Source organism: Bradyrhizobium sp. 191 (genome assembly GCF_023100985.1).
In the GTDB taxonomy this organism is placed as follows: domain Bacteria; phylum Pseudomonadota; class Alphaproteobacteria; order Rhizobiales; family Xanthobacteraceae; genus Bradyrhizobium; species Bradyrhizobium diversitatis.
Genome location: NZ_CP064692.1, coordinates 2,849,125 through 2,874,281, shown reverse-complemented (window position 1 = coordinate 2,874,281; position 25,157 = coordinate 2,849,125). Strand labels below are relative to the sequence as shown.

General features: G+C 58.8%; 12 protein-coding genes and 2 pseudogenes. 8 read left to right on the top strand and 6 right to left on the bottom strand.

Features of this window, described 5'->3' with window-relative positions; all coding sequences use genetic code 11:
* Positions 1-47: 47 nt before the first annotated feature.
* The gene (locus IVB23_RS13185) at positions 48-2,060 is read left to right on the top strand and encodes a carbamoyltransferase (RefSeq protein WP_247803835.1); all 2,013 of its coding nucleotides are present in this window, start codon (positions 48-50) and stop codon (positions 2,058-2,060) included.
* Between the two features lie 193 nt (positions 2,061-2,253).
* Positions 2,254-3,228: a nodulation protein NodZ gene (locus IVB23_RS13180; protein ID WP_247803834.1), complete on the top strand. Its 975-nt coding sequence runs from the start codon at positions 2,254-2,256 to the stop codon at positions 3,226-3,228.
* Positions 3,229-3,336: 108 nt separating this feature from the next.
* Here the strand turns inward: IVB23_RS13180 and IVB23_RS13175 are convergent, their stop codons facing one another.
* Positions 3,337-5,097, bottom strand: a complete 1,761-nt coding sequence (locus IVB23_RS13175) for an IS1634 family transposase (protein WP_247803833.1) — start codon at positions 5,095-5,097, stop codon at positions 3,337-3,339.
* Between the two features lie 1,095 nt (positions 5,098-6,192).
* Here IVB23_RS13175 and IVB23_RS13170 point away from each other — a divergent pair.
* From IVB23_RS13170 to IVB23_RS13160, 3 genes are all read left to right on the top strand, one after another.
* Positions 6,193-6,960, top strand: a complete 768-nt coding sequence (locus IVB23_RS13170; protein ID WP_247804838.1) for an SDR family oxidoreductase — start codon at positions 6,193-6,195, stop codon at positions 6,958-6,960.
* Between the two features lie 262 nt (positions 6,961-7,222).
* Positions 7,223-8,977 carry a nif-specific transcriptional activator NifA gene (gene nifA, locus IVB23_RS13165; RefSeq protein ID WP_247803832.1) on the top strand — a complete coding sequence of 585 codons (1,755 nt, stop codon included), beginning with the start codon at positions 7,223-7,225 and terminating at the stop codon, positions 8,975-8,977.
* A 422-nt stretch (positions 8,978-9,399) separates the two neighbouring features.
* Entirely contained in the window at positions 9,400-10,266 is an 867-nt protein-coding gene (locus IVB23_RS13160) for an electron transfer flavoprotein subunit beta/FixA family protein (protein WP_247803831.1), read from the top strand.
* 484 nt (positions 10,267-10,750) lie between these two features.
* On the opposite strand, the gene IVB23_RS13155 is transcribed toward IVB23_RS13160, so the two are convergent.
* The 5 genes and pseudogenes from IVB23_RS13155 to IVB23_RS13135 form a co-directional block, all read right to left on the bottom strand.
* Positions 10,751-12,100, bottom strand: coding sequence for an MFS transporter (locus IVB23_RS13155; RefSeq protein ID WP_247803830.1), 1,350 nt, complete (start codon positions 12,098-12,100; stop codon positions 10,751-10,753).
* A 986-nt stretch (positions 12,101-13,086) separates the two neighbouring features.
* Entirely contained in the window at positions 13,087-14,913 is a 1,827-nt protein-coding gene (gene glmS, locus IVB23_RS13150) for a glutamine--fructose-6-phosphate transaminase (isomerizing) (protein WP_247803829.1), read from the bottom strand.
* 218 nt (positions 14,914-15,131) lie between these two features.
* The gene (locus tag IVB23_RS13145; protein ID WP_276578175.1) at positions 15,132-16,109 is read right to left on the bottom strand and encodes a GDP-L-fucose synthase; all 978 of its coding nucleotides are present in this window, start codon (positions 16,107-16,109) and stop codon (positions 15,132-15,134) included.
* Positions 16,090-17,175, bottom strand: coding sequence for a GDP-mannose 4,6-dehydratase (gmd, locus tag IVB23_RS13140; RefSeq protein ID WP_247803828.1), 1,086 nt, complete (start codon positions 17,173-17,175; stop codon positions 16,090-16,092). Before gmd ends, IVB23_RS13145 begins: the two co-directional genes overlap by 20 nt.
* Positions 17,176-19,442: 2,267 nt before the next feature.
* Positions 19,443-20,155: pseudogene (locus tag IVB23_RS13135) on the bottom strand (IS5 family transposase).
* Positions 20,156-22,718: 2,563 nt separating this feature from the next.
* On the opposite strand from IVB23_RS13135, the gene IVB23_RS13130 reads away from it, so the two are divergent.
* The 3 genes and pseudogenes from IVB23_RS13130 to panD all read left to right on the top strand — a co-directional run bounded on the left by IVB23_RS13130 (position 22,719) and on the right by panD (position 25,136).
* Positions 22,719-23,171, top strand: coding sequence for a hypothetical protein (locus IVB23_RS13130; RefSeq protein WP_247311303.1), 453 nt, complete (start codon positions 22,719-22,721; stop codon positions 23,169-23,171).
* A gap of 576 nt (positions 23,172-23,747) precedes the next feature.
* Positions 23,748-24,731, top strand: a complete 984-nt coding sequence (gene bioB, locus IVB23_RS13125; protein WP_247803827.1) for a biotin synthase BioB — start codon at positions 23,748-23,750, stop codon at positions 24,729-24,731.
* Positions 24,732-24,782: 51 nt separating this feature from the next.
* Positions 24,783-25,136, top strand: a pseudogene (panD, locus tag IVB23_RS13120) (aspartate 1-decarboxylase).
* The last annotated feature ends 21 nt before the right edge of the window (positions 25,137-25,157 follow it).

The window sequence follows — 25,157 nt, the reverse complement described above, 5'->3', positions numbered from 1 at the left end:
CGATACGAAATAGGCCAACAGGCCTCTCAGGATTAACGGAGAACAAGATGCTGTGTCTAGGATTGAGTGGCGGCCTCGACAGGGTCTATGAAAACCCCCTTGGACTACCGAACACGTTTCTGCACGACGGCGCCGCGGTACTTGTCAAGGACGGGCGCGTAATCGCTGCCGTGGAAGAGGAGCGCCTCAACCGGATCAAACATTCAAACAAGCTTCCGAGCAGTGCGATTGAATACTGTCTTGCAGCCGCGGGTGTGGAGCTTTGCGACGTCGATCGTATTGCGTTCTACGCTACTGAAGCCTATTGCAATGCGATGCTCGAACGGTTGTTCATCTCACAACCGGAAATCTCAATTCCGCTAGATGCGAATCTGCTGTTACGGCACCTTCTAGCGACGGAGTTCGGTACCCAAGTTGATCCTTCGCGGGTGTCATTCGTAGGCCACCATCAGGCCCATGCCGTGAGCGCTCTGGCGATGTCGGGTTTTGAAGAAAGTCTGGTCCTCGCGATCGACGGTTGTGGCGACTTCCTCTCGGGTCTGTTGGCTGTCGGGTCGGGCACCGAAATGACCGAGCTTATGACGTTTCCAGAGAATAACTCTCTCGGACTGTTCTATCTAGAGACGATCCGATATCTCGGCTACGGCCTGTTCGACGAGTATAAGGTTATGGGACTGGCTCCTTACGGAGATCCCGCACGCTATCGCGAGCTCTTTTCCCAATTTTATGAGCTCTCCGCAAACGGTGGCTACCGCGTTCACCTCGAACGTATCGGGCCGGCACTGCTGCGCAATATCGAGGTCCGGCGAAAGGGAATGCCGTTCACGCAACAGCATCGAGATGTGAGCGCATCGTTGCAGGAGGCGCTGGAGCAGATCGTGTTTCACATTCTTCGGCATTACCGTGAGTCGACCGGAATGAAACGGTTGTGCCTGGCTGGCGGGGTGGCCCACAACTGCACGCTGAATGGAAAACTCCTGTATTCAGGCCTGTTCGAAGACATCTTCGTGCAGCCGGCTGCGCACGACGCCGGATGCGCATTGGGCGCGGCACTGATGGTGTCGAACGAGGCCGGGCAGCCTGCGCCCCGCGAGCGACTACAGGCGGTTTATTGGGGGCCAGATGTCGGCAGCGACGACAGCATTGAACAGGAACTGAAGGGATGGGCCGGACACCTCGAGATTGAGCGGACCGCTGACGTCGCAACCAGAGCAGCCGAGTGGATCGCTGATGGCGCCGTGATCGGGTGGGTACAGGGCCGATCGGAGTTCGGCCCTCGTGCGCTCGGCAACCGTAGTATTCTTGCGGACCCGAGGCCCGCGGCGAACAAGGATCGGATCAATGCGATGGTCAAGAAGCGGGAGAGTTATCGACCATTTGCGCCATCGGTTCTGGAGGAGGATGCGGGCGCGTTCTTTGAGTTGCCGGATGGTCGCGCAGAATATCCCTTCATGAATTTCGTCGTTCGCGTGCGTGAATCCAAGCGTGCTTTGCTGGGCGCGATCACGCATATCGATGGTACGGCTCGGCTGCAAACGGTTTCCCGCACGAACAATGCCGCCTATTGGGAACTCATCAATGCGTTCAAGAGCCGGACAGGCGTCCCGGTTCTGCTTAATACGTCGTTCAACAACAATGCCGAACCGATCGTAGATTCCGTTGCCGATGCGATTACAGCGTTTTTGTCGACCGAGCTGGATGGCCTTGTGGTCGGTTCATTCCTCGTCAAGAAGCGGGCAACAACGCTCGAAAGCTGGACTGCACTCGCTGTATCACTGCCGCCCCATGTATCTCTTTACCGAGTTCGCGCTCATGCGGGCCGAGAACGCCAGGAGACAGTCTGCGAGATCCGCATGGGTCACTCCAGCCAGGACAGCGTGCGCGTCTCGCATGACCTGTTCGACATGCTGATGCAAATTGAGAAGGAAGCTGTTCTTGCCGATCTTCTCGCCAGGGTCACCTCTGACAGGACTAGGCGAGAAGCTCTCGTGAACGAACTGCGCGGGATCTGGGATCTGCGCCGTATTCGGCTGCATCCGTCACAGACTGCGCGATCGTAAAAGGTGAGTAATGCGGAAGAGGGCTTTTGGACGCCTCTTGCATGATCTGCCAATCGCGGTGCCGTGGAGGAGGGCTTGCGGGTTGATCGCCTTGCGTCCAGGTGACCAGCCGTCCATTGGCGTGGATCGGAATCGCAGATGAGTAGGTGCGCCACACAAAACTGATCTTGCGCAACGAGAAGGGTTTGATAACTTGACCAAGGAACGCTTTGTTATTTCTCGGAGGCGTACCGGCTTTGGTGATTGCCTCTGGTCGCTGGCGTCAGCTTGGTCGTACGCGCAGCGGACCGGGCGGACGCTCGTCGTTGACTGGCGCGGTTCCTGCTACATCGACCAACCGTTCAGCAATGCCTTTCCGGTATTCTTCGAGCCGGTTGAGGACATCGCTGGAGTGCCGGTGATTTGTGATGACCGAGTCAACCAGCTCTCGTTTCCCGGACCGTTCTTCCCGCGGTGGTGGAATAGGCCATCGATCGACTGCATCAATCGTCCGGATGAGCAGATCTTCCGTGAACGTGACGAACTGACCGAGCTGTTCCAGGCAAGAGAAGATAGCGAAGCCAACACCATTGTCTGTGACGCTTGCCTGATGTGGCGTTGTGGCGAGGAAGCCGAACGACTGATCTTTCGGAACATCAAGCTCAGGTCTGAGATTCAAGCGCGGATCGACGCCTTGTATGAGGAACACTTTAGCGGCCATAGCATCATTGGCGTTCATGTTCGGCACGGCAATGGCGAAGATATCATGGAGCATGCGCCGTACTGGGCCGATTCGGAGCTCGCCCTTCGTCAGGTCTGCATGGCAATCCGTAAAGCCAAGGCTTTGCCATATCCAAAGCCTGTAAAGGTCTTCCTGTGCACGGACAGTGCACAGGTTCTCGATCGCCTATCGGGTCTGTTTCCCGATGTCTTCGCCGTACCAAAACGTTTCCAGGCCGATCGGGCAGGGCCGTTGCATAGTGCGGAAATGGGAATTGAAGGTGGAGCTTCCGCTCTCATCGACATGTATCTTCTTGCGCGATGCGCTACCGTGATCCGCTTTCCCCCCACCAGCGCCTTCACGCGCTATGCCCGTCTGCTCGTGCCACGGATCATTGAATTCGACCAGCGCAATCCGGAGCAATTGACCATGATCGATAACCCATACGAGCATTTCGCGGCTTCATGAAGCGCCAGAATCTGAGCCTGAGCAATGGCGGGCTAGACCGAAGTTTTTCGCTTGGGAAGTGTGCAAGGGATTGATCCGACTCGACAAGTTGACGGTCGATCTTTTCGATTACTGGACACGCAGCGGGTCGAGATCGAGCAGCTTGAAGGCGGCCTCTTGGAGGGAAGTTGGTTGGGAATGGAGCGTGAAGCGGTGCTTGGAGTGAAGGGGCACGCGCATCGTGTTTCGGACCAGCGTGCCGAGATGAGCAATCAGCGCATCGAAGCTCATGACGCGGTGGCCATCGGCGGAACGGTTGGTCGCCTTCTTGGCCTTTACGACCTCTGACGGTTCGGTCTTGGCGACCGGAGATGTCCGTTCCGTCCTGGCGACGTCGATCCCGGTGTCATGGAATAACAACGGCGCCAAAGCCTCTCGCAGGTGCCATTCGACGTGATAGGCCAGCATGCACAGGAAGACGTGGGCGCGCACGTGCTGTGCCGTCCAGTGCCGGATCGGCCGGATTTCGAGATCGATGGTTTTCATGGAGCGGAAGGCGCGTTCGACCCGCGACAAGTCCTTGTAGGCTTGGACCGCCTCTGCAGCGTCGAGATGTTCGGCGGGCATGCTGGTTCGGATGACGTAGATGCCGTCGAGGCGAGCCTCTTCCTCGATCTGTTCGATCCGGCGCTGCCATGAGAGATAGCCCTCGGCCACTTCGACGTCGAAGTGCTTGGCCATCTTCTTGCGGTCCAAAACCGCACCGACCGCGATGCCGATCTGGGCAGGGCTGCGCAACGGAGCGTGTTTGCGCTGGACCTGGGCCTGAACGCGAGCAAGTTCGCGTTCGGTCGCGGCCAACAGATCCTCGCGCTTGCGGGCTCGTTCGGCCGCCAGATCGCGATTGCGACAGACGATCAGCCGCTCGCCTGGGAACATGTCAGGGGCCCTGATCTCGGCGAGATCGCGGTCATCGAACAGCGACAGTTGCAGCGGCCCATTCTCCGCCGCCAAAGCCTGGATCGCCGGCGCGCGCAGGCAGGTGATCCAATCGACGCCCGCCGGCTTGAGATCATCGCGGATGCGCGCCGAGGTGATCATTCCCCGATCCCCGACCAACACCATACGGCTGATCCCGAAGCGATCCTTGATCTTTTCGACTTGAGAACTCAGCGTCTTCGGGTCAGCCGTGTTGCCGTCGAAGACTTCAACCGCAATCGGCAGCCCCTCGCGCGTACAGAGCAGCCCGTAGACAATCTGTGGCCGGTCGCGCCGGTGATCGCGGCTATGGCCATAGCGCGCCAACGGGCAGCAACGGCCTTCAAAGTAGGACGAACTGACGTCGTAGAGCACCAGCACGCCGTCCTGGAGATGTCGCCGTGCCAGGCCGTTCTCGATCCGGCTCTGGCGATCGACCAGCCAATCGAGCGCCTCATAGGCCTCGCGCTCCTTCACCTTGCCCAGGCGCAGAGCCGATCCGAGGCTGGAGATTGCCGTCTCCTGATCCACCGCCCGCACAAAGCCAAACTTTGAGCGTGGCGCAATCAACCGATCAACGATCATGGCTACCACCAGATCGCAATGGCGCCGCGAGGCCTCGTCCTTCGTCGTGCTCAAAATCAGCCGGTCCAGCGCAATCTTGCGGATCGTCCCAAGCGCCGCTGCAACATGGCCGTGAGGCAGCGAACGCTCGATTTGAATTTCGTCCGGTCCGGCACCAATCACCGTGCCGCCCTTGAGCAGAGCCCTCAGTCCGCCAATCAAATCCCCCGGCAGCTTGCTCAGGTTGGCCAGAGTGCGCTTCTGCGCCCGGCCATACTCGTCGCGATACGCCTCCCGCAATAGCACCGCAGGCGGCGAGCCTCGATTGGGAATCGTCTCGATGAACATTCCCGAATCGAATCACATCTCGACCAATTTGGGAATCCCGTTACATGGATACAAACCGGAAGCCATTTTCCGCCCAACACCCCGAAAGGATTCGTCTTTCAGGTCGAACCAAGCGAAAACTTCGGTCTAGATCATCAGCCTGATACTGCTGGCTTCGACACCATCGAGTTTCGCAACGTCTCGCAGGAACGGTGGATGGCGACTTCCGTCCGCAAGCGACGGCTGACCGGCGCACTACCACGGATGCGGTGCTGGTGGGAGGGCGAACGCCTGCGAAGCGTAGGCCAATGCCGGCGGGCGCCGGCGGCCTTGCCCCGCAATGCTTCGGGCCCTCATGTGTAAGTCGAGTCGCGCGGAAAGGTTATGGTCCTGTCATTATCCGCCCCAAATCCGCCATCGCTGGCCAGACGGTGAAAAGCACGGCAATGGCGGTCCGGGTCGCCGAGGAAATCTGACGTAACAGACAGTCACGTCAGAATGTCCCAGCAGCAAGGAGGCGCGTCTGGTAAATGGATCGCCTTTGCTGGGCGACCCTTTTTGCGGTCAGCTCGTTTTCTGGACGACGGCCTTGTTCATGCTCCGCTCGCAGAGTCATTTCGGACGGAGGTGTGATGAACCGCGCGGCCCGCGGCCCATCGATATTGCTCAAGAGCCGCATGTGCGGCCGCGCATACCACGGCTGAGAGCAACTTGGACGAACTGGCCATTAAATCCTGATCTCCGCTAAAGGCAGCTAACCGATCTCGTCTGGCGCGCATGATCCACAGACCACTCGTGGAGGGCGACGCAGTCAGCTCGCCATGGAAACACCAGCCTCTCGGCTCGAAGACGTAGCGCACGCAGTGGGCAGCACCCGGGAGCTCGACGACAGCCATTGCTGCGGCGTTGCTGGTGTCGAAAAGCAAGCAGGCCAGATGTTCGGAACCTGCCATTTGCGTCGCAGAAGCGCGCCACCTGTGCCCTGCATCGCTCTGGCCCGGATCCTGCACCAGGTGCACAGGCGAGGGGAGCGGAAGAGAATCGCGTGTGAATCTACGTCTACCAGATGACAATGCGGTCGCAGCTCAATCGTCGGAAACGGATCCTCGCGGTCCAATTCACTCCGATGGAGCGGGTCGTCCGCTGCGTGAGCGGAAGACGCTGGTATTGACCGGGGCATCGCGCGGGATCGGTCGCGCCACCGGAAGATTGTTTTCGGAAGCCGGTTGGCGCATCATTTCTTGCGCGCGCCAACCATTCGACGCGGTGCGCTGCCCATGGGACTCAGAGGGGGATAGCTATATCGAAGTCGACCTGAGCGATCATCGGACGCTGCCGCGCGTGATTACCCAGATAAAGGAGCGCCTTGCCGGCGCACCGCTGCAAGGACTGATAAACAATGCCGGAAACTCACCAAAAACGCCAAACGGTGCCCGGCTGACGTCGCTGGCGACCTCAGTCGATACTTGGATGAGCGTGTTCCACCTCAATCTGGTGGCGCCGATCCTGCTCGCTCAGGGTCTGTTCGATGAGCTAAAAGCGGCCTCAGGCTCGATCGTCAATGTGACTTCGATCGCCGGCGCGCGGGTGCATCCATTTGCAGGCACGGCATATGCGACGTCGAAAGCTGCGCTCGCTTGTCTCACGCGCGAAATGGCACACGATTACGCCTCACATGGCATTCGCGTCAATGCGATCGCGCCCGGCGAAATCAAGACGGACATTTTGTCGCCTGACACGGAAGCGCATCTTGTGCCAAAGATCCCACTTCGCCGGGTGGGTACACCCGAAGAGGTCGCCAAGGTCATTTTCTTCCTATGTTCAGATGCGGCAAGTTATGTCACTGGCGCCGAAGTGCCGATCAATGGCGGGCAACACTTGTGAGTGAATCCGCCCCTGGCGAACCCGGCTAGTCGGAGCTTCATCGATGGAAGCCATGTTGGCCGGGGCGAATCCGTGCAGCGAGTTGGAAAGAATAAAGCGGCAAATCTAGTCACTGTAAGTACTGCCGGCGTGCCATGAAGAGGCGTCATCTCTCGCCCCGCCCCTGAGAACTGGATGTCAGATCGAGGCAGGCATGCAACACGAGTCCAACAAGTCCGATCGAGGTGACGGGGAGGATCAAGAAAGGAACGGAGAAGTCATTATGCTGGACAGCGTTTCCCTGCGCGAAAAACCAAACTCAACCTCCGACGCGGATCCTTCCGCTAGTATTCTGCGGTCGCAAGAGAAATCGCTAAGCACGATCTTTGAAATAGCGCACACGCTCACCGGCCTATGCCGGCTCGAAGCCAAGCTGGCGAGCGTCATCGAGCGTCTGCCATCGCTCGTGCAGATGCGGCGCGGCATCGTATGTCTGTTCGATCATGACGGGGTGCCCGAGATCATTGTAGACGACGGCCGGAGTGAAGGGCGCGACGCGCGTTGCGCGGTGCGCTTGCCGCAAGGAGCAATTGATCAAATTGTGGCGACGGGGCGGCCTCTCATCGTCGAGAACGTAGCGCTGCATTCGATCTTCAGTTCTTCGGACGTCGAGATGCTAGATGCCGCCGGTAATACGCGTGTTGCGTTCATCGGCGTTCCCATAGACATTGACGAGAAAGTTGTCGGTACGCTGAGCATCGACCGCATCGCAGACAACGGGACGCATGCGCAGCTCGAGGACGACCTCGGCCTGCTGACGATGGTCGCAAGCCTTCTGGGCCAGACGGCGAAGCTGCATTGCGTTCTTGCGCGCGATCGCGGGCGGCTTATGGACGAGGAGTTCCGGCCGCAGAAGCAGCTGTCCGAGCTCAAGCCTCATGGGCGGGAGCGTAAGAAGGTCCAAGTCGAGGGAATTATCGGCGACAGTCCGGCGCTGCGCGCGTTGCTTGAGAAGATCGAGCTGATCGCTAAATCGAATAGCACCGTTCTGTTGCGCGGCGAATCGGGTACCGGCAAAGAGCTGGTCGCGAAGGCTATTCACGAGCGTTCAGCGCGCGCCAAACGCCCCTTTATCAAGCTGAATTGCGCAGCCCTCACCGAGACGGTGCTGGAATCCGAATTGTTCGGTCACGAGAAGGGGGCGTTTACGGGCGCATTCAACGCGCGCAAGGGTCGCTTCGAGCTCGCCGACAAGGGAACGTTGTTTCTGGACGAGATTGGAGAGATCTCGGCGTCGTTCCAGGCGAAGCTCCTGCGCGTGCTTCAGGAGCAGGAGTTCGAGCGGGTCGGCGGCAATCAGACGATCAAAGTCGACGTCCGCGTGATTGCAGCCACGAATAAGAATCTTGAAGAGGCGGTGGTAAGGAAGGAGTTTCGTGCCGATCTCTATTATCGCATCAGCGTGGTTCCTCTGCTACTGCCGCCGCTGCGCGAAAGACGCACTGATATTCCGCTTCTCGCCGCTCGATTCTTGAAGAACTTCAACAATGAGAACGGCCGTGCTCTGGTCTTCGATTCAAGTGCGATTGACGTTCTTGTGAATTGCGGATTTCCCGGTAATGTCCGCGAGCTGGAGAACTGTGTGCAGCGGACCGCGACCCTGGCGCACGGATCGTCGATCGTAAGAGACGATTTTGCCTGCTGCCACGGGCAATGCCTGTCGGCCACGCTATGGAAGTGCGGGCCGGAGCAAGTGGCGCGACAGCCGAGCCCGATAATGTCACTCCCCGCGAGGCTGAGCATGCCGCCAACACAAGCTGTGGCACACGTTCAGCCGGTCGGTAGCGAACTGACGCCGCTAGAGCCGCCCGGCCGACCTGTCATAGGTGCCGCCAAGGTCACAGATCGCGAGCGCATAATCGCGGCGATGGAAAGGTCCGGGTGGGTACAGGCCAAGGCGGCGCGCCTGCTTGGACTGACGCCGCGCCAGATTGGCTATGCCTTGAGAAGGCACGGTATCGAGATCAAGCGCTTCTGAATAAAAAGTCGGGCTCGCGTCTCTCTCGCTCGCCCAGGCGCGGTAGGAGAGCGTGCGCAAGAGGCGGTACTCTGGTCCATGAAGCGGATACGAAACCGATGTGCTCTGCTTGGGGGTGGCCCATGCCGGGAAGCGTAAGCCCTCTTCGCGTCAGCCGGGTGCTGGTCATCGTCTGCTTGCAATGTATTCGCCCTATGAGAAAGGATTAGGTGTCGAACTAGCGCAAGATCGCGGCCGCGCCGTTTCTGCCGCGACTCAGATCAGAGAGAGATCACGTCCGCTTTGCGCAGCCCGTCGCAGTCCCGACAACGGTCTCACCGTCAGTCGCCAGCCATTGCATTCGTCCCTCATCGGCGAAATGCCTGGGGTGGTATGACAGTTGCTATTCGTGGGGAGCCTGCTCAACATCTTAGGAGAAGTATATGCACAGCATCGTCTGCATCAAACAGGTCCCCGACTCCGCACAAATCCGCGTGCATCCTGTCACGAATACGATCATGCGTCAGGGCGTGCCGACAATCATCAACCCATATGATCTGTTCGCACTGGAAGCTGCGCTCGAGCTACGAGACAAGTTCGGCGGCGAAATCACTGTTCTGACAATGGGGCCGCCGTCGGCCGAAGAATCTCTCCGAAAGGCGCTGACATTTGGTGCCGATCGTGCTGTCCTGCTCACTGATCGTAGTTTCGCGGGCTCCGATACGCTGGCGACGAGTTACGCACTGGCGTGCGCGATTCGCAATATCGGGAAGGAATATGGCCCACCAGACGTCATATTCACTGGCAAGCAGACTATCGACGGCGATACGGCGCAGGTGGGACCTGGCATTGCGAAGAGGCTCGGGGTCCAGCAGCTTACTTATGTTTCCACAATCAAAGCGTTGGACTTCAAAGTACGCACGATCGATGCGGAACGGCGCTGCGAAGGAGGAGTCCAGGTGCTGCGTTCCAAGCTTCCTTGTCTCGTCAGCATGTTAGAGGCAAGCAATCAAATTCGCCGCGGTGCAATGATCGATGCCTTGCGTGCGGCCCGTGCCTCAATCGTAAAATGGAGCGCTCAAACTGCCGGCGTGGATGACATGGCCAAATGCGGTCTGAGGGGGTCGCCGACCGTCGTCAAGCGTGTCTTCGCGCCCTCCGCACGAGCGGAGAAGGCGACGTGGGTGGAAGCGGCCGAGCAGCCGGCGCAAGCGTTGATCGACGCCATATTCAAGCGCAACCCTACGCTCGAGACGGAGCTCGCACAGCTTGCGCGCGGTACCTCATCCGCGCAAACTAGCGGTGCGTGAAGTCGCGGCTGATCGAGCGGAGCCAGCGATGGCCTGGGTCGTGGTCATGCATTGGCCCGTCGCTCGGTGCACCAGGCACGTTTCAAGCTTTTTAAACGCTCGCTAAGGTTTGGCGAGCTGCGATACACCGGTCCACTGGGGAATTCATGCAGCCTCAAGACGTGCCCGTTAAGTTTGCTTGGCAGCGCACGTGGAGCTCGCGCGAGGGATGTATCTCCCTCGCGCGAGCTCTGCCGTGTTTCAGGTCACCGCAAAGTGCGAGCATTATCATCGCGCCGCTCCCACAGAACGAATCGAGCGTGGTGATAGTGCTCAGCCATTCCCAGTCAACATCAGCGACGGCTCGTCCCGATACTGCTCGACATCGCATACGAAGAACCGTGGCCCGCAGAGTGGCACGCGGACCACCGTGAGATCACCGCAAGGACCGCCACGCACCTCCGTTCAGTTCAGTCTTGGACGTGAAGGTCCCGTGGGCGCGCTGCTAATGCGTGGTAAATTGCGCGCTTACGGCCCGGTTAGACCGCTCGGGTCGCGACAGCTTTGCAACTCTCTTGGTGTTTCCTGGATAAATGGTGAGTGCGGCGATAATGCCGAGCAAAGCTGCAAACATCAACCAGAAACCCGGCGAAGCCTTGTCGTCGGTCCGATCGATCAGCCAAGTCGATGCGAGCGGCGTAAAGGTGCCAAAGAGAGCTGCGGCGAGTGCGAAGGCCAAAGAAAAGCAGGTTGTGCGAACGTGCTTCGGCACGATTTCGACCAGAGCGCCCAACATGGCGCCGCTATAGGTGCCAAAGTAGAACGAGAACATCATCTCCACTACCAGCATCTTGCCAAAGCTTGGGTCGGTCACAAGCCAAGACAACGCCGGATATACAGTCACCAAGGCAAGGCCGGCAATGGTCAGCAAGACCGGCTTCCGACCGATTCTGTCAGAAATCGCGCCGCCAATCGGGTTCCAGATGAAGTTCGTCACGGCGACCAAAAGCGTCACCAAGAGCGTGTTCTGCGAGGACAGCTGCAATACGTGCTTGCCGAACGTAGGCGTGTACACTGTGACGAAATAGAAGGTCGTGGTCGTCAGCATCGCGATCATCATGCCGAGAATGACAATGCGCCAGTTCGCAACTGTGGAGGCAAAGACTTCGCGGGCCGTTGGGTGGGTCTTCATGACCAGAAACTCCGGAGTTTCCTCCAGCGTCCGGCGCAGGAAGAAGATAAGCGGAACGATCAAGCAGCCAAGGAAGAATGGGATCCGCCAGCCCCAGGCGGCAACCATTTCGGCCGGAAGTGCTTCGCTCAAAAAATATCCGATAAGAGCCGCGACAAAGATCGCAACCTGCTGGCTCGAGGACTGAAACGATGTGTAAAAGCCGCGGTTGCCCGGAGTGGCAATCTCGGAGAGGTAGACGGAAACGCCGCCAACCTCAACGCCGGCTGAAAAGCCCTGCAACAGCCGTCCGAACAGCACGATGGCGGGTGCGGCAATGCCGATTGTTGCATAGCCGGGGCAAAAGGCGATGATGACGGTGCCAATAGCCATGATCGAAAGCGTGATGATCAGGCCTTGCCGACGGCCAATCCGGTCAATATAGGCTCCAAGCACAATCGCGCCAACAGGTCGCATCAAGGCCCCCAGCCAGAACACACCGAAGGTGTTAAGCAGTGAAGCGGTTTCGCTTCCTGATGGAAAGAACGCGTTTCCGATGGCACTGGCGTAGAACCCGAACAAGAAGAAGTCGAACTGCTCGAGGAAGTTGCCGCTCGTCGCACGTAAGATGGCGCCAATGCGCGATTTGGCATTTGACGCATGCGCGATGGACGCTGGTGACATGGCGAGTTTCCTCTCGGTTTGAAATGGCCGGTTCCGGAGAAAATCTCACGCCAGCCGAGTGCAGTTTCATGGCCGCGAATCTGCCATCAGGGCACTATCGACCAACCCGTAAGCGCCTGACGTTTCCGGCATATTTTCGGCAATTGCCGCAAACTCGCACAGTTTTTCGGGCGTTATTCCGCTCGCGCCGCTGGAGTGACTGTCAAGCTACTGAAACCTCGGGCAAATCTCGGTGACAAGGTTGTTGTCTGTGGCGTGGCCGAATTTCTCATTGAGCGCATCGACATGCAATGAAAAGGAAGGGCGAGATGCATGGCATACGAGCGGCAGAGAAGAGCTCCGTGAGATGTCGTGCTAGAACAGCTCGCGAGCCTGCGATTGGGGCCGAGGTGCGTTAGCATCTCACCCGATGTCCAGCGATTTGGCCTCGAGTTGCTCAAGTTAACCTGAGGTTTGACGGAAAAGATTTGGTAAGCGTGCTGGCGATGGAGCCCGTCCGATAGCGCCGATCGCCATGCTCGGCAAGTGCCACGTTGTCCTTCGAAGCGAGGCACGCCTTGTCCTTGAGGGGCGCTGCGGTCCGAATGCGGTCCAAAACCCGCGCTGAGGGGGAGGAACATAGCGGGCCTCCTCAGCGATAACGGGCATTCGTTTGGATCAATCGAACAGGTTCATCTGGCTTCCACGCCGCATGAAAAACCTGGATGTTTGTCACGAATTATGACCAGGTCCAAGCAATCGGAATGCCGTGATAAGCCATACGCGACTCCTTGCTTGCCGGAGGCAACGCCACGCCAGCCTCGCAACCTGATTGGCCGTAGATTTTGCACATGAGTCTCAGCCTCCGTAAGCAAGGGCTATGAACCGGCACAAACCATGCGGTGGCATCGGGCCAAGAGCCGGGCGGCACATCGTAATTCGATCTGACCGAGGCTTGTGCGCATTCGGAATCTGACCACGACAATTCCAGGTCGCGTCACCTTGCCTTATTCGACGGTTACCGATTTCGCGAGATTTCGGGGTTGGTCGACGTCCGTGCCCATCAAGATGGCCGTGTGGTAGGCCAGAAGCTGCACCGGAATCGCATAGACAATCGACGTAAATGTCGTACCCATCTCCGGCAGCACAATCGTCGCGAGTGAATCCATGGATACCTCTGCGGCTCCCCGAACGTCCGTTATCAAGATAATCTTGCCGCCGCGTGCGGCGACTTCCTGCATGTTCGAGATGGTCTTTTCGAACACCCGGTCGCAGGGAGCAATGACGATTACGGGAACGCTCTCGTCGATCAAGGCGATCGGGCCGTGCTTGAGCTCTCCGGCCGCATAGCCCTCGGCGTGAATATAGGAGATCTCCTTCAGCTTCAGTGCCCCTTCCAGAGCCAGTGGAAACGACGTGCCGCGACCAAGATATAGCACGTCACGCGATTTGGCGATGTCGCGTGCGAGCTTCTCGATCTGCGGCTCGCTGGCAAGCGCCGCTGTAACTAGCCGCGGAATTTCGATCAGCGCTCGCACGAGATTGACCTCGTCGCTCTCCGGCAATTCACCGCGCGCCTTGCCAGCAGCGACCGCAAGCGCCGCCAGGACGACCAGCTGGCATGTGAACGCCTTGGTCGAGGCAACGCCGATTTCAGGTCCGGCGAGTGTCTGCAACACTGTCCCGCTTTCGCGCGCAATGGTCGAACTCAGTACGTTCACGATCGAGAGGGTATGCAGGCCTTGCGATTTGGCATAGCGGAGCGCGGCCAGCGTATCGGCCGTCTCGCCGGACTGCGAGATGAAGATAGCAAGATCTCCCTTGCGCATCGGCGCCTCACGATAGCGAAATTCGGAGGCGACATCGAGATCGACCGGAATACGAGCCAGCCGCTCGAACCAGTATTTGGCGATATGGCCGGCGTAGCCTGCCGTACCGCAAGCCGTGATCGAGATATGTCCGATCTCGTTGAAGTCGAACGGAAGCTCCTGCGGCAGTGCCACGCTCTCGGTGACGATATCGACGTAATGCGCCAGCGTCTGCCCGATCACCTCTGGCTGTTCGTGGATTTCCTTCGCCATGAAGTGGCGGTAGTTTGCTTTCTCGACGAGAACCGACGACGCGCCAGATTTCATCACCTCCCGGCGGACAACTGTGCCTTGTGCGTCGTAGACCACGCTGCAGTTGCGGTTGAGCACAGCCCAATCGCCGTCCTCAAGGTAGGTGATCAAGCCGGTAAGGGGCGCGAGCGCGATAGCATCCGATCCGAGATACATTTCGCCTTCGCCATGCCCGATCGCGAGTGGTGAGCCCTTGCGCGCACCGATCATGAGGTCGTGTTGACCCTTGAACAGGATTGCAAGCGCAAACGCGCCGACTAGCCGCGGCAGCGACGCTTTTACTGCCTCCTGCGGCGAGCAGCCATCTTTCAGATAAAAGTCGATGAGATGCGTCACCACCTCGGTGTCTGTATCAGAGGCGAAACAGGCGCCATGCTGTTTTAGCTCCGCTCGCAGCTCGCGGAAATTCTCGATTATGCCGTTATGGACGACTGCAACATTGTCTGTTGCATGCGGATGAGCATTGTGCTCCGTCGGCTTGCCATGAGTAGCCCATCGCGTGTGCCCAATCCCGACATGGCCTGAGAGCGGATGGCAGCGAACGCGTGTCTCAAGGTTCCTCAGCTTGCCCTCGGCGCGTCGAAGCTCGATATGGTTTCCTTTGAGCGTTCCGATGCCCGCTGAGTCGTAGCCGCGATATTCCAGTCGCTTCAGTGAATCGATGAGACGATCCGCGACCGGACCGCGCCCCAAGATGCCGACAATTCCGCACATTTAATCAGTTTACCTCAAGTTCAAAACAGAGCGTCCCGCAAGGCGCGCCTGACCAATTCGCTCGCTATAGTTATCGGCCAGTCTAGCCGTGCCTGCCCTCCATCGGGCACGCGGCACCCGGAGGTGCGCGAGCTCCAAGCAACACATAGAGCCTGTCGAATTCGCCGGAAGATCCTAAAGCAACTTTCTGGCAATCGGACAATGAGCGCCGTCAGCAGTTAGCAGCTGCATGAGTCTCTCGTTTTGTCCGATGTACTCGATACCGCCAAGAAGGCCTGGTAGGTCTGCCGCATTCCATCTACAAGCCATGTCCTCGCGCGCCAGCCGAGGCTTGCGAGACGGCTGACGTCGAGCAGCTTGCGCGGCGTGCCGTCGGGGCGCGAGGTGTCGAAGGCGATCTCGCCGCTGTAGCCGACGACCTCGGCGACGACACGGGCGAACTCGGCGATGGTGATGTCCTCGCCTGTGCCGATATTGATCAGCTCCGGTCCCGAATAGCTCTTCATCAGGTGCACGCAGGCATCCGCCATGTCGTCGACATAGAGGAACTCGCGCCGTGGCGTGCCGGTGCCCCACACGGCGACACTCCTTGCGCCCGCGACCTTCGCCTCGTGGAAGCGGCGGATCAGCGCGGCAACGACATGGCTCAGTTCGGGATGATAATTGTCGCCGCGGCCATAGAGATTGGTCGGCATCACGCTGATGAAGTCGCTGCCATACTGGCTGCGATAGGCTTCCGCCATCTTGATGCCGGCGATCTTGGCAATCGCATAGGGCTCGTTGGTCGGCTCGAGCGGGCCTGATAGCACCGAATCCTCGCGCAGCGGCTGTGGGGCCAACTTCGGATAGATGCAGGACGAGCCCAAAAACATCAGCTTTTCGGCACCGTTTTGATGCGCGGCCTGGATCACGTTCGCGGCAATCGCGATGTTGTCGTAGATGAACTCGGCGCGCAGCGTGTCGTTGGCGACGATGCCGCCGACTTTTGCGGCGGCGAGGAAGATCACTTGCGGCCGCGTTTTCGCGAACCAGTCGAACACGGCCGCCTGGTTGCAGAGATCGACCTCGCGCCGGTCGACCGTGACGAGCTGCACGTCCTCCCGCGCGAGCCGGCGCACCAGCGCACTGCCGACCATGCCGCGATGACCTGCGACGTAGACGCTTTTGCCCTTCAGGTCAAACGGTGCGCTTGCCATGGGCCGCCTCTCGTTTTGCTTCCGCCAGATCGCTTGCCATCATCTCCTCGACGAGCTGGGCAAAGCTGCGCTTCGGCTTCCAGCCGAGCACCTGTTGCGCCTTGCTGGCGTCGCCGACCAGGAGATCGACTTCAGTCGGGCGGAAATAGGTCGGGTCGATCTTCACCACCGTCTTGCCGTTGTTAGCATCGATGCCGGTCTCGTCGACGCCGGCGCCGTGCCATTCGATGCGGCGGCCAACCTGCGCAAAGGACAGCTCGACCATCTCGCGCACCGAGCGCATCTCGCCGGTCGCCAGCACGAAGTCGTCGGGCTTGTCGGCCTGGAGGATCATGTGCATGCCCTCGACATAATCCCTGGCATGGCCCCAGTCGCGCTTGGCCGAGAGATTGCCGAGATAGAGCGTCTGTTCGAGCCCGACCTCGATACGCGCGACGCCGCGCGTGATCTTACGGGTGACGAAGGTCTCGCCGCGGATCGGGCTCTCATGGTTGAACAGGATGCCGTTACTGGCGAACATGCCGTAGGCCTCGCGGTAGTTCACCGTGATCCAGTAGCCGTAGAGCTTCGCCACGCCATAAGGCGAGCGCGGATAGAACGGCGTGGTCTCCTTCTGCGGGATCTCCTGAACGAGGCCGTAGAGCTCGGAGGTCGAGGCCTGGTAGAACCGGGTCTCCTTCTCCATGCCGAGGATGCGGATCGCCTCGAGCAGCCGCAGTACGCCGATCCCATCGGCATTGGCGGTGTATTCCGGGCTCTCGAAGCTGACGGCGACGTGGCTCTGGGCGGCGAGATTGTAGATCTCGGTCGGCCGGATCTGCTGCACCAGGCGGATCAGATTGGTCGAGTCCGTCATGTCGCCGTAGTGCATCAGGAACGGCACGTCCTCGAGATGCGGGTCCTGGTAGAGATGGTCGACCCGCGCAGTGTTGAACGAGGACGAGCGCCGCTTGATGCCGTGCACGACATAGCCGAGCGACAGCAGATGTTCGGCGAGATAGGCGCCGTCCTGTCCAGTCACGCCGGTGATTAGAGCGACCCGCCGTTTGCTCTGTTGGTTTGACAATTCGTTGCTCTGCGCAGGCTAATGTCGGTCCCCGATCGACGACGTCGATCGCGTCTGGCCTCTTCGAATGCGGAAGCGTCACGCTCTCGAACTGCCGAGTTCTGGGCTCTGTATAGGCATTGCATCGATCGCTCAACTGTACGGAGGTAAACCTTCCACATTGAAAGGGTTTTGAAGGACTATACGAAAGTTTGCAGTCCGGATGATTTCGTTCGGCCTTCGTCAGGCGTTTCTCGGCGTGGGTGCGACCAATGAAATTGCGCCGCGGATAGGAGATAAGCAGACCCGTTTGGCCGAGAAGCGTTCCACAGTCCCTGCGTGCTCAACTCGCGCGTCGAGCCAGCGAGTTTCCCTCATTTCGTCTCCTTGCCCAAAAGTTTTCCAGTCTTGCTGTTCATCCAGTACAACTGCGAGCAAGCCGGGCAAACAAAGCATTGAAATTCGTTCTCTGTCGCGCAGTACTTATCATCCCTGGACAATCATGTTGGTGATCTGGCAAGCAAAAGTGAAGGCGCGCATATTGCCTCTGTGCTGTTTGAGTTCACAGAAAAACGCTGCATGAATGAGGCCAGTGCACCTGCTATACGGGACCTCAAGGGGTTTATCGCGACGATCAGTGTGCCCTGTGCCCCCGAAGGACGAATTCAGTAGCGAAAAGCATCTGGCGGTTCATTGCTCGCGCGTGGCCACGGAAACAACAACAATGGTGCGTCTAACGCGCGGACGATATGGCTCAGAAGGTCAGTGCTCGGTTCGGCGACCATTCCATTGATTTGCAGCCCCTCGGCAGAAAGAAGTCGGATGAGCTGCTCGTGGAGCGGTCGACCCGGGCCTTTAAACCACGTGCCCCCCGCTCGAATGCGCCGAAAGCAGCGTAAGCTTTAGAGACGCGTCCTCGAAATGGATCGCCGGCTTATCGGGTCCGAACGCGGCGTTGCGCTCAATCAAGGTGCCGAGATCAATCTTCAGTCGCTCGCGGGTCTAAACTTCCACATCATTTCTGTTCCAAGGCGCTCACATGAGCTTCTCAATACTCGTTCGTCAGGTCTTGATGGGCCTCATTGCCTGGATAGGCGTTCGGCCCTGGGGCAATCGTCAGGCCTGAACGTCGAGCAGATCCAGCTCGCGGATCTATCGGCAGCTCTCTTGCCGTCACGTTGACTGCTGCCCATGCCTAGCAATTGCGCGCGCTCGTCTCGGATTACTGTTGGTCATCTAGTCTGCTTTCCTTCAACGACGCTGCGTCCGTCCGACCATGGCATGACGTGCATTCGGGAATGGTGATAAGCGCACCATGATGACAGCTTTTGGCGAGGTCCCGTCACAACGGGTTCGCCGCACATATACGCGGTTCCAGGATCGCCATTCTTAAAGCCAACAATGGCCCGGCATTGGCCCTCACAGTGATCGACGAGCAAGACCCTGTTGGATCCATCGGGTCCTCTCACATGACCGCTCCGGGATACCGCATCAATCTCGCGGCGGCTGGTTGGGCACTCAGTGCCCGCAAACGTATTTCGAAGCCTCCAAGGCTGGATTGGTCCTTCTTACATGCGGGCGATCTTGTCTTCATACGGCTCGGCGATCTGCGTGGACAGGACAGAAACAGCGTTCTTCGCAGTGAGCGCGATCCTCAGCCGCTTTGGCAGAAGACCTCTCATCGCAAGCGATCGTCCTGCTCCGCTTTAGCACATGAATTCTGAAGCGACCGAACATTGGTGCTCCCCAGCTGGGCACTCTACAATCTGACGCTACGTACGGTTCAATCCCCCTGCGGGCTTATCGCGTGAATATGTCGAACCCGTCTTCGTTCCCCAGGGGCCAGCCGCAAGGCGAGGAGGGCGGGAGGCGCTTCACCAAGGCAGTTGGCTTTCGGTATTCGTCGTCTGCGGAACGCGCAGCTCGGATCCGCTCGAATGTGCGCGCATAGCTACGCCCAGCTGTGTGGCTGCTCCTCGCTGGCTACGAGCGACCAAGCGAATCAATCAAGCTAACTTGAATGTGTGGATAGGAGCTGCCGCGGCGCCGGAATCAATCGTCCATGGCTAGAATGCTCTGTCGAGTCTGTGCGAATTGGCTTTGTCTATCCAGCCGAGCTCTCCCGCTGTCACCATCATAATGGGGCTGCTTCCCGGGAGTTGTCGGTGCCGCGGCGGCTGAGCAGAATAGGAAACGAGACCAATCGGCAGCGCGTTAATCTGGTCAATGAGCCAAACTCCCGTCAAGGCACCCAACAGTGACTTCGCCGTTCTAGGGTCTGTTTGGATTCATCTTGAGTTTGTCACGGCGGCGGTCAGATTGATCATTGCTTCGAAGCTCAAATCGGTTTTGTCGGCGCGCATGGCGATCCGCTTGAATTCCTTGAGCTTGCAGAAGAAATTTTCGATCAGATGCCGCCATTTGTACATTTCCTTGTCGATGGCGAGAGGCTTGGCGCGACGTGGGTGCTGGGAAATGACCACCTTGGCGCCGCGCTTGTCGAGGTCGGCGATGATGGCATTGCTGTCGAACGCCTTGTCTGCGATCAGCGCATCGAAGGCCAGCCCTTCGATAAGCGGCGAGACGCCGACCGTGTCGAAGCGCTGGCCGGGCAGCAGCACGAAACGCACGAGATTACCGAGCGCGTCGGTAAGTGCCAGGATTTTGGTGGTCATACCGCCTTTCGAGCGGCCGATGGCTTGGTTTTGCGTCCCCCTTTTGCGCCCTGTCCGTGGCGGTGGACTTTGACGATGGTGGCATCGACCATGACGTATTCCATGTCCGGCTCGTCCGAGACCGCATCGAACAGACGCTTCCAGACACCTGCCTTCGCCCAGTCGCGGAAACGCGTGTATACGGTTATCCAGTTGCCGAAGGCGCGCGGCAGATCGCGCCATGGGCTGCCTGTCCGGGCGATCCACAAGACTGCTTCGACAAATAGCCGGTTGTTCTTGCCGCTCCGGCCGGGATCAGCCGGCTTGCCAAGACAATGTGGTTCCATCTTCGCCCATTGGGCGTCAGTCAAAACGAATCGGTTCATCCCAAGCTTGAATCACAGCCAAGCCCAAATGAGAATCCTGAATCCAAACAGGCCCTAGATAACTTTGAACTATGGACCTCGAAAGGCGCCGTCAGGTGCAGGCCACGCCGGGTTGATCATCGCGGGTTCGATACTTGTGGGAAGATCTGCCGGGCGTCATACGTTGGAAGCCCGCGCCTAAGCGGTACTCAGCCCTGGTCCCGTTGAGAGCATCGCGGCTTGGGTCCAGATTGGCGCGTTTGCTAAAATCGTTGTTGGTATCAAAGAGTTGCTATGGCGCCTGCAACTCCAGATCGGCCGGGGGAAAGACGGCGGTTTTGCAGGCAATCAAATGGCTGTTGGAACGAGCGGCGCAGTTGGCCATGCTCTCTGATGGGCGGGCGGGGCCTCGTAGCGGCGCCGATCGGCGTTCCTCCCATTCATCTTGAGGCGCGAGCGATTGTTAGGCCGGCATTCTCCAGCGCATCCAAAATCCTGTCAGCAACCGCCCGCGGATCGCGCTGGTCCTCTATGCTCACGTTACAGGCCAAGGTAGCTGCGATGATCGCGTGCGCTGTTTTGCGCTGGAGGCAATCGTACTCGGCATACTCACCGCAAGTATTGCAGTTGATCACTGGTCGGCCGCTCCAGGGATCGTGCATTGCAATCTCGCACCAGTTATCTGTGTGACATTTCGGACAGAGCATAGATCGAGATTTCCTTGTGGTCTGACCTCGCGCGCTCCATGGCCATCAGTTGAACGACTGCTTGGTAGCCAAAGCGGCAGAAGTCATTCTACTCCGGAGGCCGTGTTGCCCGTCGTTGGATACGAAAAAACACGATGGAGGCGGCGACGGAGGCAATCGAGGCACCCGAAGGGGGGCTCCGGCATGAGCGACCAGTTGACGCATCTCTGGCGAGCATGCTGGCAACCGTCTATGCCTACAGCTACCTGTTTCGGCGTGAGCAAGCTATTGCAGGTTCGCCGCGGCCACATCAGGGCTACGTAAGATGAGTATGGCCTCCAACTTCCATTCTACTCTGAGTGGCGAGGCCCCGATCTCCGGACGGGGACCTCTGCGTGAGCAATCTCTCGAATCGGGCAATCGCCACGCGACGATGGTGCTCCGATCTTAGCATCCAGTTCTCCTGCAGCCCGGCTTCATCGCGACAGCTTGCAAAGATGCCGAGGCGGCCTCACTGCGGCGTCCCGGGGCAACGCGGGCGTTCTGCAATCTGGGCGCCAAATGACACAATCAAAATTGTGTCGCTCGGAAGCTGTTGTACGGCCAAGCACGGTCGCCAGCTGTAAGAAGACCCTACAATCTGACGCTACGTACGATTCAAGTCCTAATATCGAGAGTCGCGCATTTCGCGCGCCTCGCCTCGCTTGCGTTTGCTGCGAGCGGCTTGTCGCTTCTCAGACATTAACGGAGCGGGCGCCAGATAACGGCAAATGAGGTGCTTTTGCGAAAGCCAACCTACGGGATCTTACGTAGGGCATGTGTCGCATTTTCTTGATCTAAAAATTGCATCGTCTTCCGCATGACGCAAAAAAAGCTGTTCTCAGACGCCAAACATTGGCGAGGCCGTGCTGAAGCGACGCGAAGAAAAGCGGAGTCGCTCGAGGACGACACATCCAGATGCAGGCTCCTCAAGGTCGCTGAGGAATATGATAAACTGGCTCGCCTCGCGGAGGGGCGGCAAAGCAAAGAGGTTGATGGGCAGTTCTGATCGCCACCGGAGCGGACGGTTGCACCGTCAACGCGTTGTGACCGCGGCGCGGGTGTCTCTCCGTTGGAGCTCACAGCCCGCTAGGGCTGAACTGCGAAACTGCGTCATGCGGTAAGCCCAATGAGCGAGGCTGCTGAACGAGTGCGGTCCGCGCGTCCGAGCCTCTGACCATGAATCCATTCTGAGTCACAGTGGCCGGCCACATAGATGACGCATTGACGGTGTCTCAGGCGGCAAGCCGGCTAACCGCTAGACATGAGAAGGAATGAGATGAGGGCCCAGCGTCAGATCGTCGAATTAAAAGCCTCTCGCTCGATGAACTGGCGAGGCATTGGCGTCGCTTTGCATCATGTGTTGAAGCCAGCGACGTTTCTTTGGGTGACAAAGTAGCCGGTTCGCCGGATCATGCCACGCGAATTCCGCCGCCATTTTGGCTGTGAGGCGTTTCAGTCGAATTCTGGCATCTTGCACCAAGCACGGTTGCTCAACGCCATACGTTGCGGACCTGTTTAGGCGAAGAGGCGAGCAGAAGCTCCTACTGGCACGGCTTGCCAAGACAAGCCATCGTAGATGTCTGCGCAGATTTTCTGTATGAGGCCAAGTTCGCAACGAAGGCGGGAATGACGAGAAAATTGAAGAAAGATCAGATGTCGAAAGACGAACCCAAGAGAACTCCCCGGTGAACGATGCGGACAGAACCGATGTTCTTCATCCGAGTAAGTTCGGTGCAAATGATCAGCAGTAGTTGGGGCTGCCCATGCCGGGGTACCAGCCGTTCGATGTACGAGTCGGACAACACGAGTGGTGCCGGATGCAACTCTATCGGCCAAAAGAAGAAGGGCGCATGAGGAAGCAAACTGTAGAAAGACTCGAAGCGGGGCGCGTCCGCGAGGGCCGATTCGCCACCGCACCGGGGTCTGGTCCTTCGGGTCTCTTCTTCGTGCAGGGGCCTTGTGGCTGCCAACTCAAGATCATCGGCCTCGTCCGTCCGGGATGGGAGCATGTCTCTGTGTCGACGCCACGGCGATCTCCAAACTGGGAGGAGATGTGCCTCGCCAAAGATATGTTTTGGGATGAAGAGGAATGCGTGATGCAGCTTCATCCTCCTCATTCGCAGTATGTGAACAATAATCGCTATTGCCTGCATCTCTGGAGGCCGACCCGTCAGGTCATTCCGACGCCTCCGGCAGCCTTCGTGGGCATCGTCGGGCTCGGGCCATCCGAAGCGGCAATTCTGTTTGCACAGATGAGTGCGACGTCTTAGCGGATCTCGCCGCGTATATGCCAAGTCGGGCCGCGGCGACGTGATCGAGAGTCCAGCGGAGTTGCTCACCACAGTCAGGGGCGACGAGCGAGCCTAGGTGGCCACAGGCCCGCCAAGGGCGCGCGGGGCACCACTCTGCGCCCCAGAGCCCAACCCGCTGCGCTTCTGAAGGCGGCGGGAGGCAACACTCGCAGCGTCGGCTGGTCCGGACTACCATTTCTTGTGCGGAATGTGACGCGCATAACCACACCATCGAGGAATCGGCCAGGTGAGCAGATCCGTCGATCCGCTATACACGGCGCGCGGCCAAATACATTTGTATCAGCAGAGGCTCCTACGGGGCGCAACGACCGTACGCATCGGCTGTTACCTGAGTGCGGCGCGTCGAGGAGCGTTGTTGCGCTTGCCTCGATCCTGCGAGGAAATCCTGCATGAGGAGCGGCGATTAGCCTGACATGAGCGCCATGCCCGCGCAACTCGGCGATATTTCTCGTCAATACCGGGCAAGAGTGTTGCTTTGCGGACCTACGCATGACGGTGTCATCTGTATGATCGAGCGAAAATCTTGGGGGTGCTGTGGAAGTCGAAGGTAATAGCGGCCGCAACGGCGCACCGGTCCGCCGCGACTGGGAACGTGCCGAGGCGGAAGGGGTTTACGCGCAGCCGTTTGCCGAGCTCCTATTTCAGGCCCAGACCGTTCATCGCGGAAATTTCGACCCAAACCACGTCGAAACCGCAAGCCTGCTCAGCATCAAGACCGGCGGCTGTCCTGAAGACTGCGCCTACTGCGCACAGAGCGTGCATTACGACACTGGCCTGAAGCCGACCCGCTTGATGGATCGCGCTGATGTGGTCGCCGCCGCGCAGCGCGCCAAGGCGGCCGGGGCGAGTCGCTTCTGCATGGCCGCGGCGTGGCGCAGTCCAAAGGACCGCGACCTCGATCAGGTCTGCGACATGATTGCCGCCGTTAAACGTGTTGGCATGGAGACGTGCGTAACGCTCGGCATGCTCACGCCAAAGCAAGCCGCACGGCTCGCCGACGCCGGCCTCGACTTCTACAATCATAACGTGGACACTTCGCCAGAGTTCTACCGCAGCATCATCACTACCCGGACCTTGCAAGATCGGATCGACACTCTTACACGCGTGCGCGAGGTGGGGATCAAAGTCTGCTGCGGCGGCATTATTGGCATGGGTGAGCACGTCGATGACCGTCTCGGCATGCTGGTACTGCTCGCCAATCTTCCCAACCATCCGGAAAGTGTACCGATCAACCTGTGGAACGAGGTGAATGGCGTGCCGGTGAAGGTCACGGCGGAGCGTCCCGATCCGATTGCACTGGTGCGCCTGGTGGCGACCGCGCGGATCATGATTCCCAAGAGCGTCGTACGGTTGGCCGCCGGGCGCCAGTACATGACTGATGAACTCCAAGCCCTGTGCTTCTTGGCGGGTGCGAATTCCATCTTTGTCGGCGATGTGTTGCTGACTACCAAAAACCCGCGACTTGACCGTGATGCAAGTTTGCTAGCCCGGCTCGGCATTACGTCTGGACTCGTTTAAGCCATCAGAACAATAGGCGTGCTGCGCGCAAGCCATCAGCGTAGGTAAGAGATGCAGATTGTCTTAATGAAGGGAAAGATTCATGGCGCCTCGGTAACCGAATCCGACCTGCACTATGAAGGCTCGATCTCGATTGATCGCGCACTGCTGGACGCGGCCGGTATCCTGATTAACGAACGCGTCGAACTCTACAACCTCGAGACGGGGCACGCTTTGCAACGTTTGTGACAGAAGCGCCACAAGGGTCCGGCACGGTAGACGTGAACGGTGCGGCGGCGCGACTGGCGATGCCCCTGAGATAAGATAAGTATCGTTGCATACGCCTCACTTGACGAGGCGGATGCAAGAATCTTCAGGCCGCGCATTGTGCTGGCTGATCGAGAAAATCGCATCGTGCCGGTTTGACTCCAACAAGCTAACCGCCGG

Bases quoted from the DNA above. Each gene is read 5' to 3' on its own strand.
- IVB23_RS13185 (WP_247803835.1), top strand. From the start codon at position 48: ATGCTGTGTCTAGGATTGAGTGGCGGCCTCGACAGGGTCTATGAAAAC.
- IVB23_RS13175 (WP_247803833.1), bottom strand. From the start codon at position 5,097: ATGTTCATCGAGACGATTCCCAATCGAGGCTCGCCGCCTGCGGTGCTA.
- nifA (WP_247803832.1), top strand. From the start codon at position 7,223: ATGCTGGACAGCGTTTCCCTGCGCGAAAAACCAAACTCAACCTCCGAC.
- IVB23_RS13160 (WP_247803831.1), top strand. From the start codon at position 9,400: ATGCACAGCATCGTCTGCATCAAACAGGTCCCCGACTCCGCACAAATC.
- IVB23_RS13155 (WP_247803830.1), bottom strand. From the start codon at position 12,100: ATGTCACCAGCGTCCATCGCGCATGCGTCAAATGCCAAATCGCGCATT.
- glmS (WP_247803829.1), bottom strand. From the start codon at position 14,913: ATGTGCGGAATTGTCGGCATCTTGGGGCGCGGTCCGGTCGCGGATCGT.
- IVB23_RS13145 (WP_276578175.1), bottom strand. From the start codon at position 16,109: ATGGCAAGCGCACCGTTTGACCTGAAGGGCAAAAGCGTCTACGTCGCA.
- IVB23_RS13130 (WP_247311303.1), top strand. From the start codon at position 22,719: ATGCAACTCTATCGGCCAAAAGAAGAAGGGCGCATGAGGAAGCAAACT.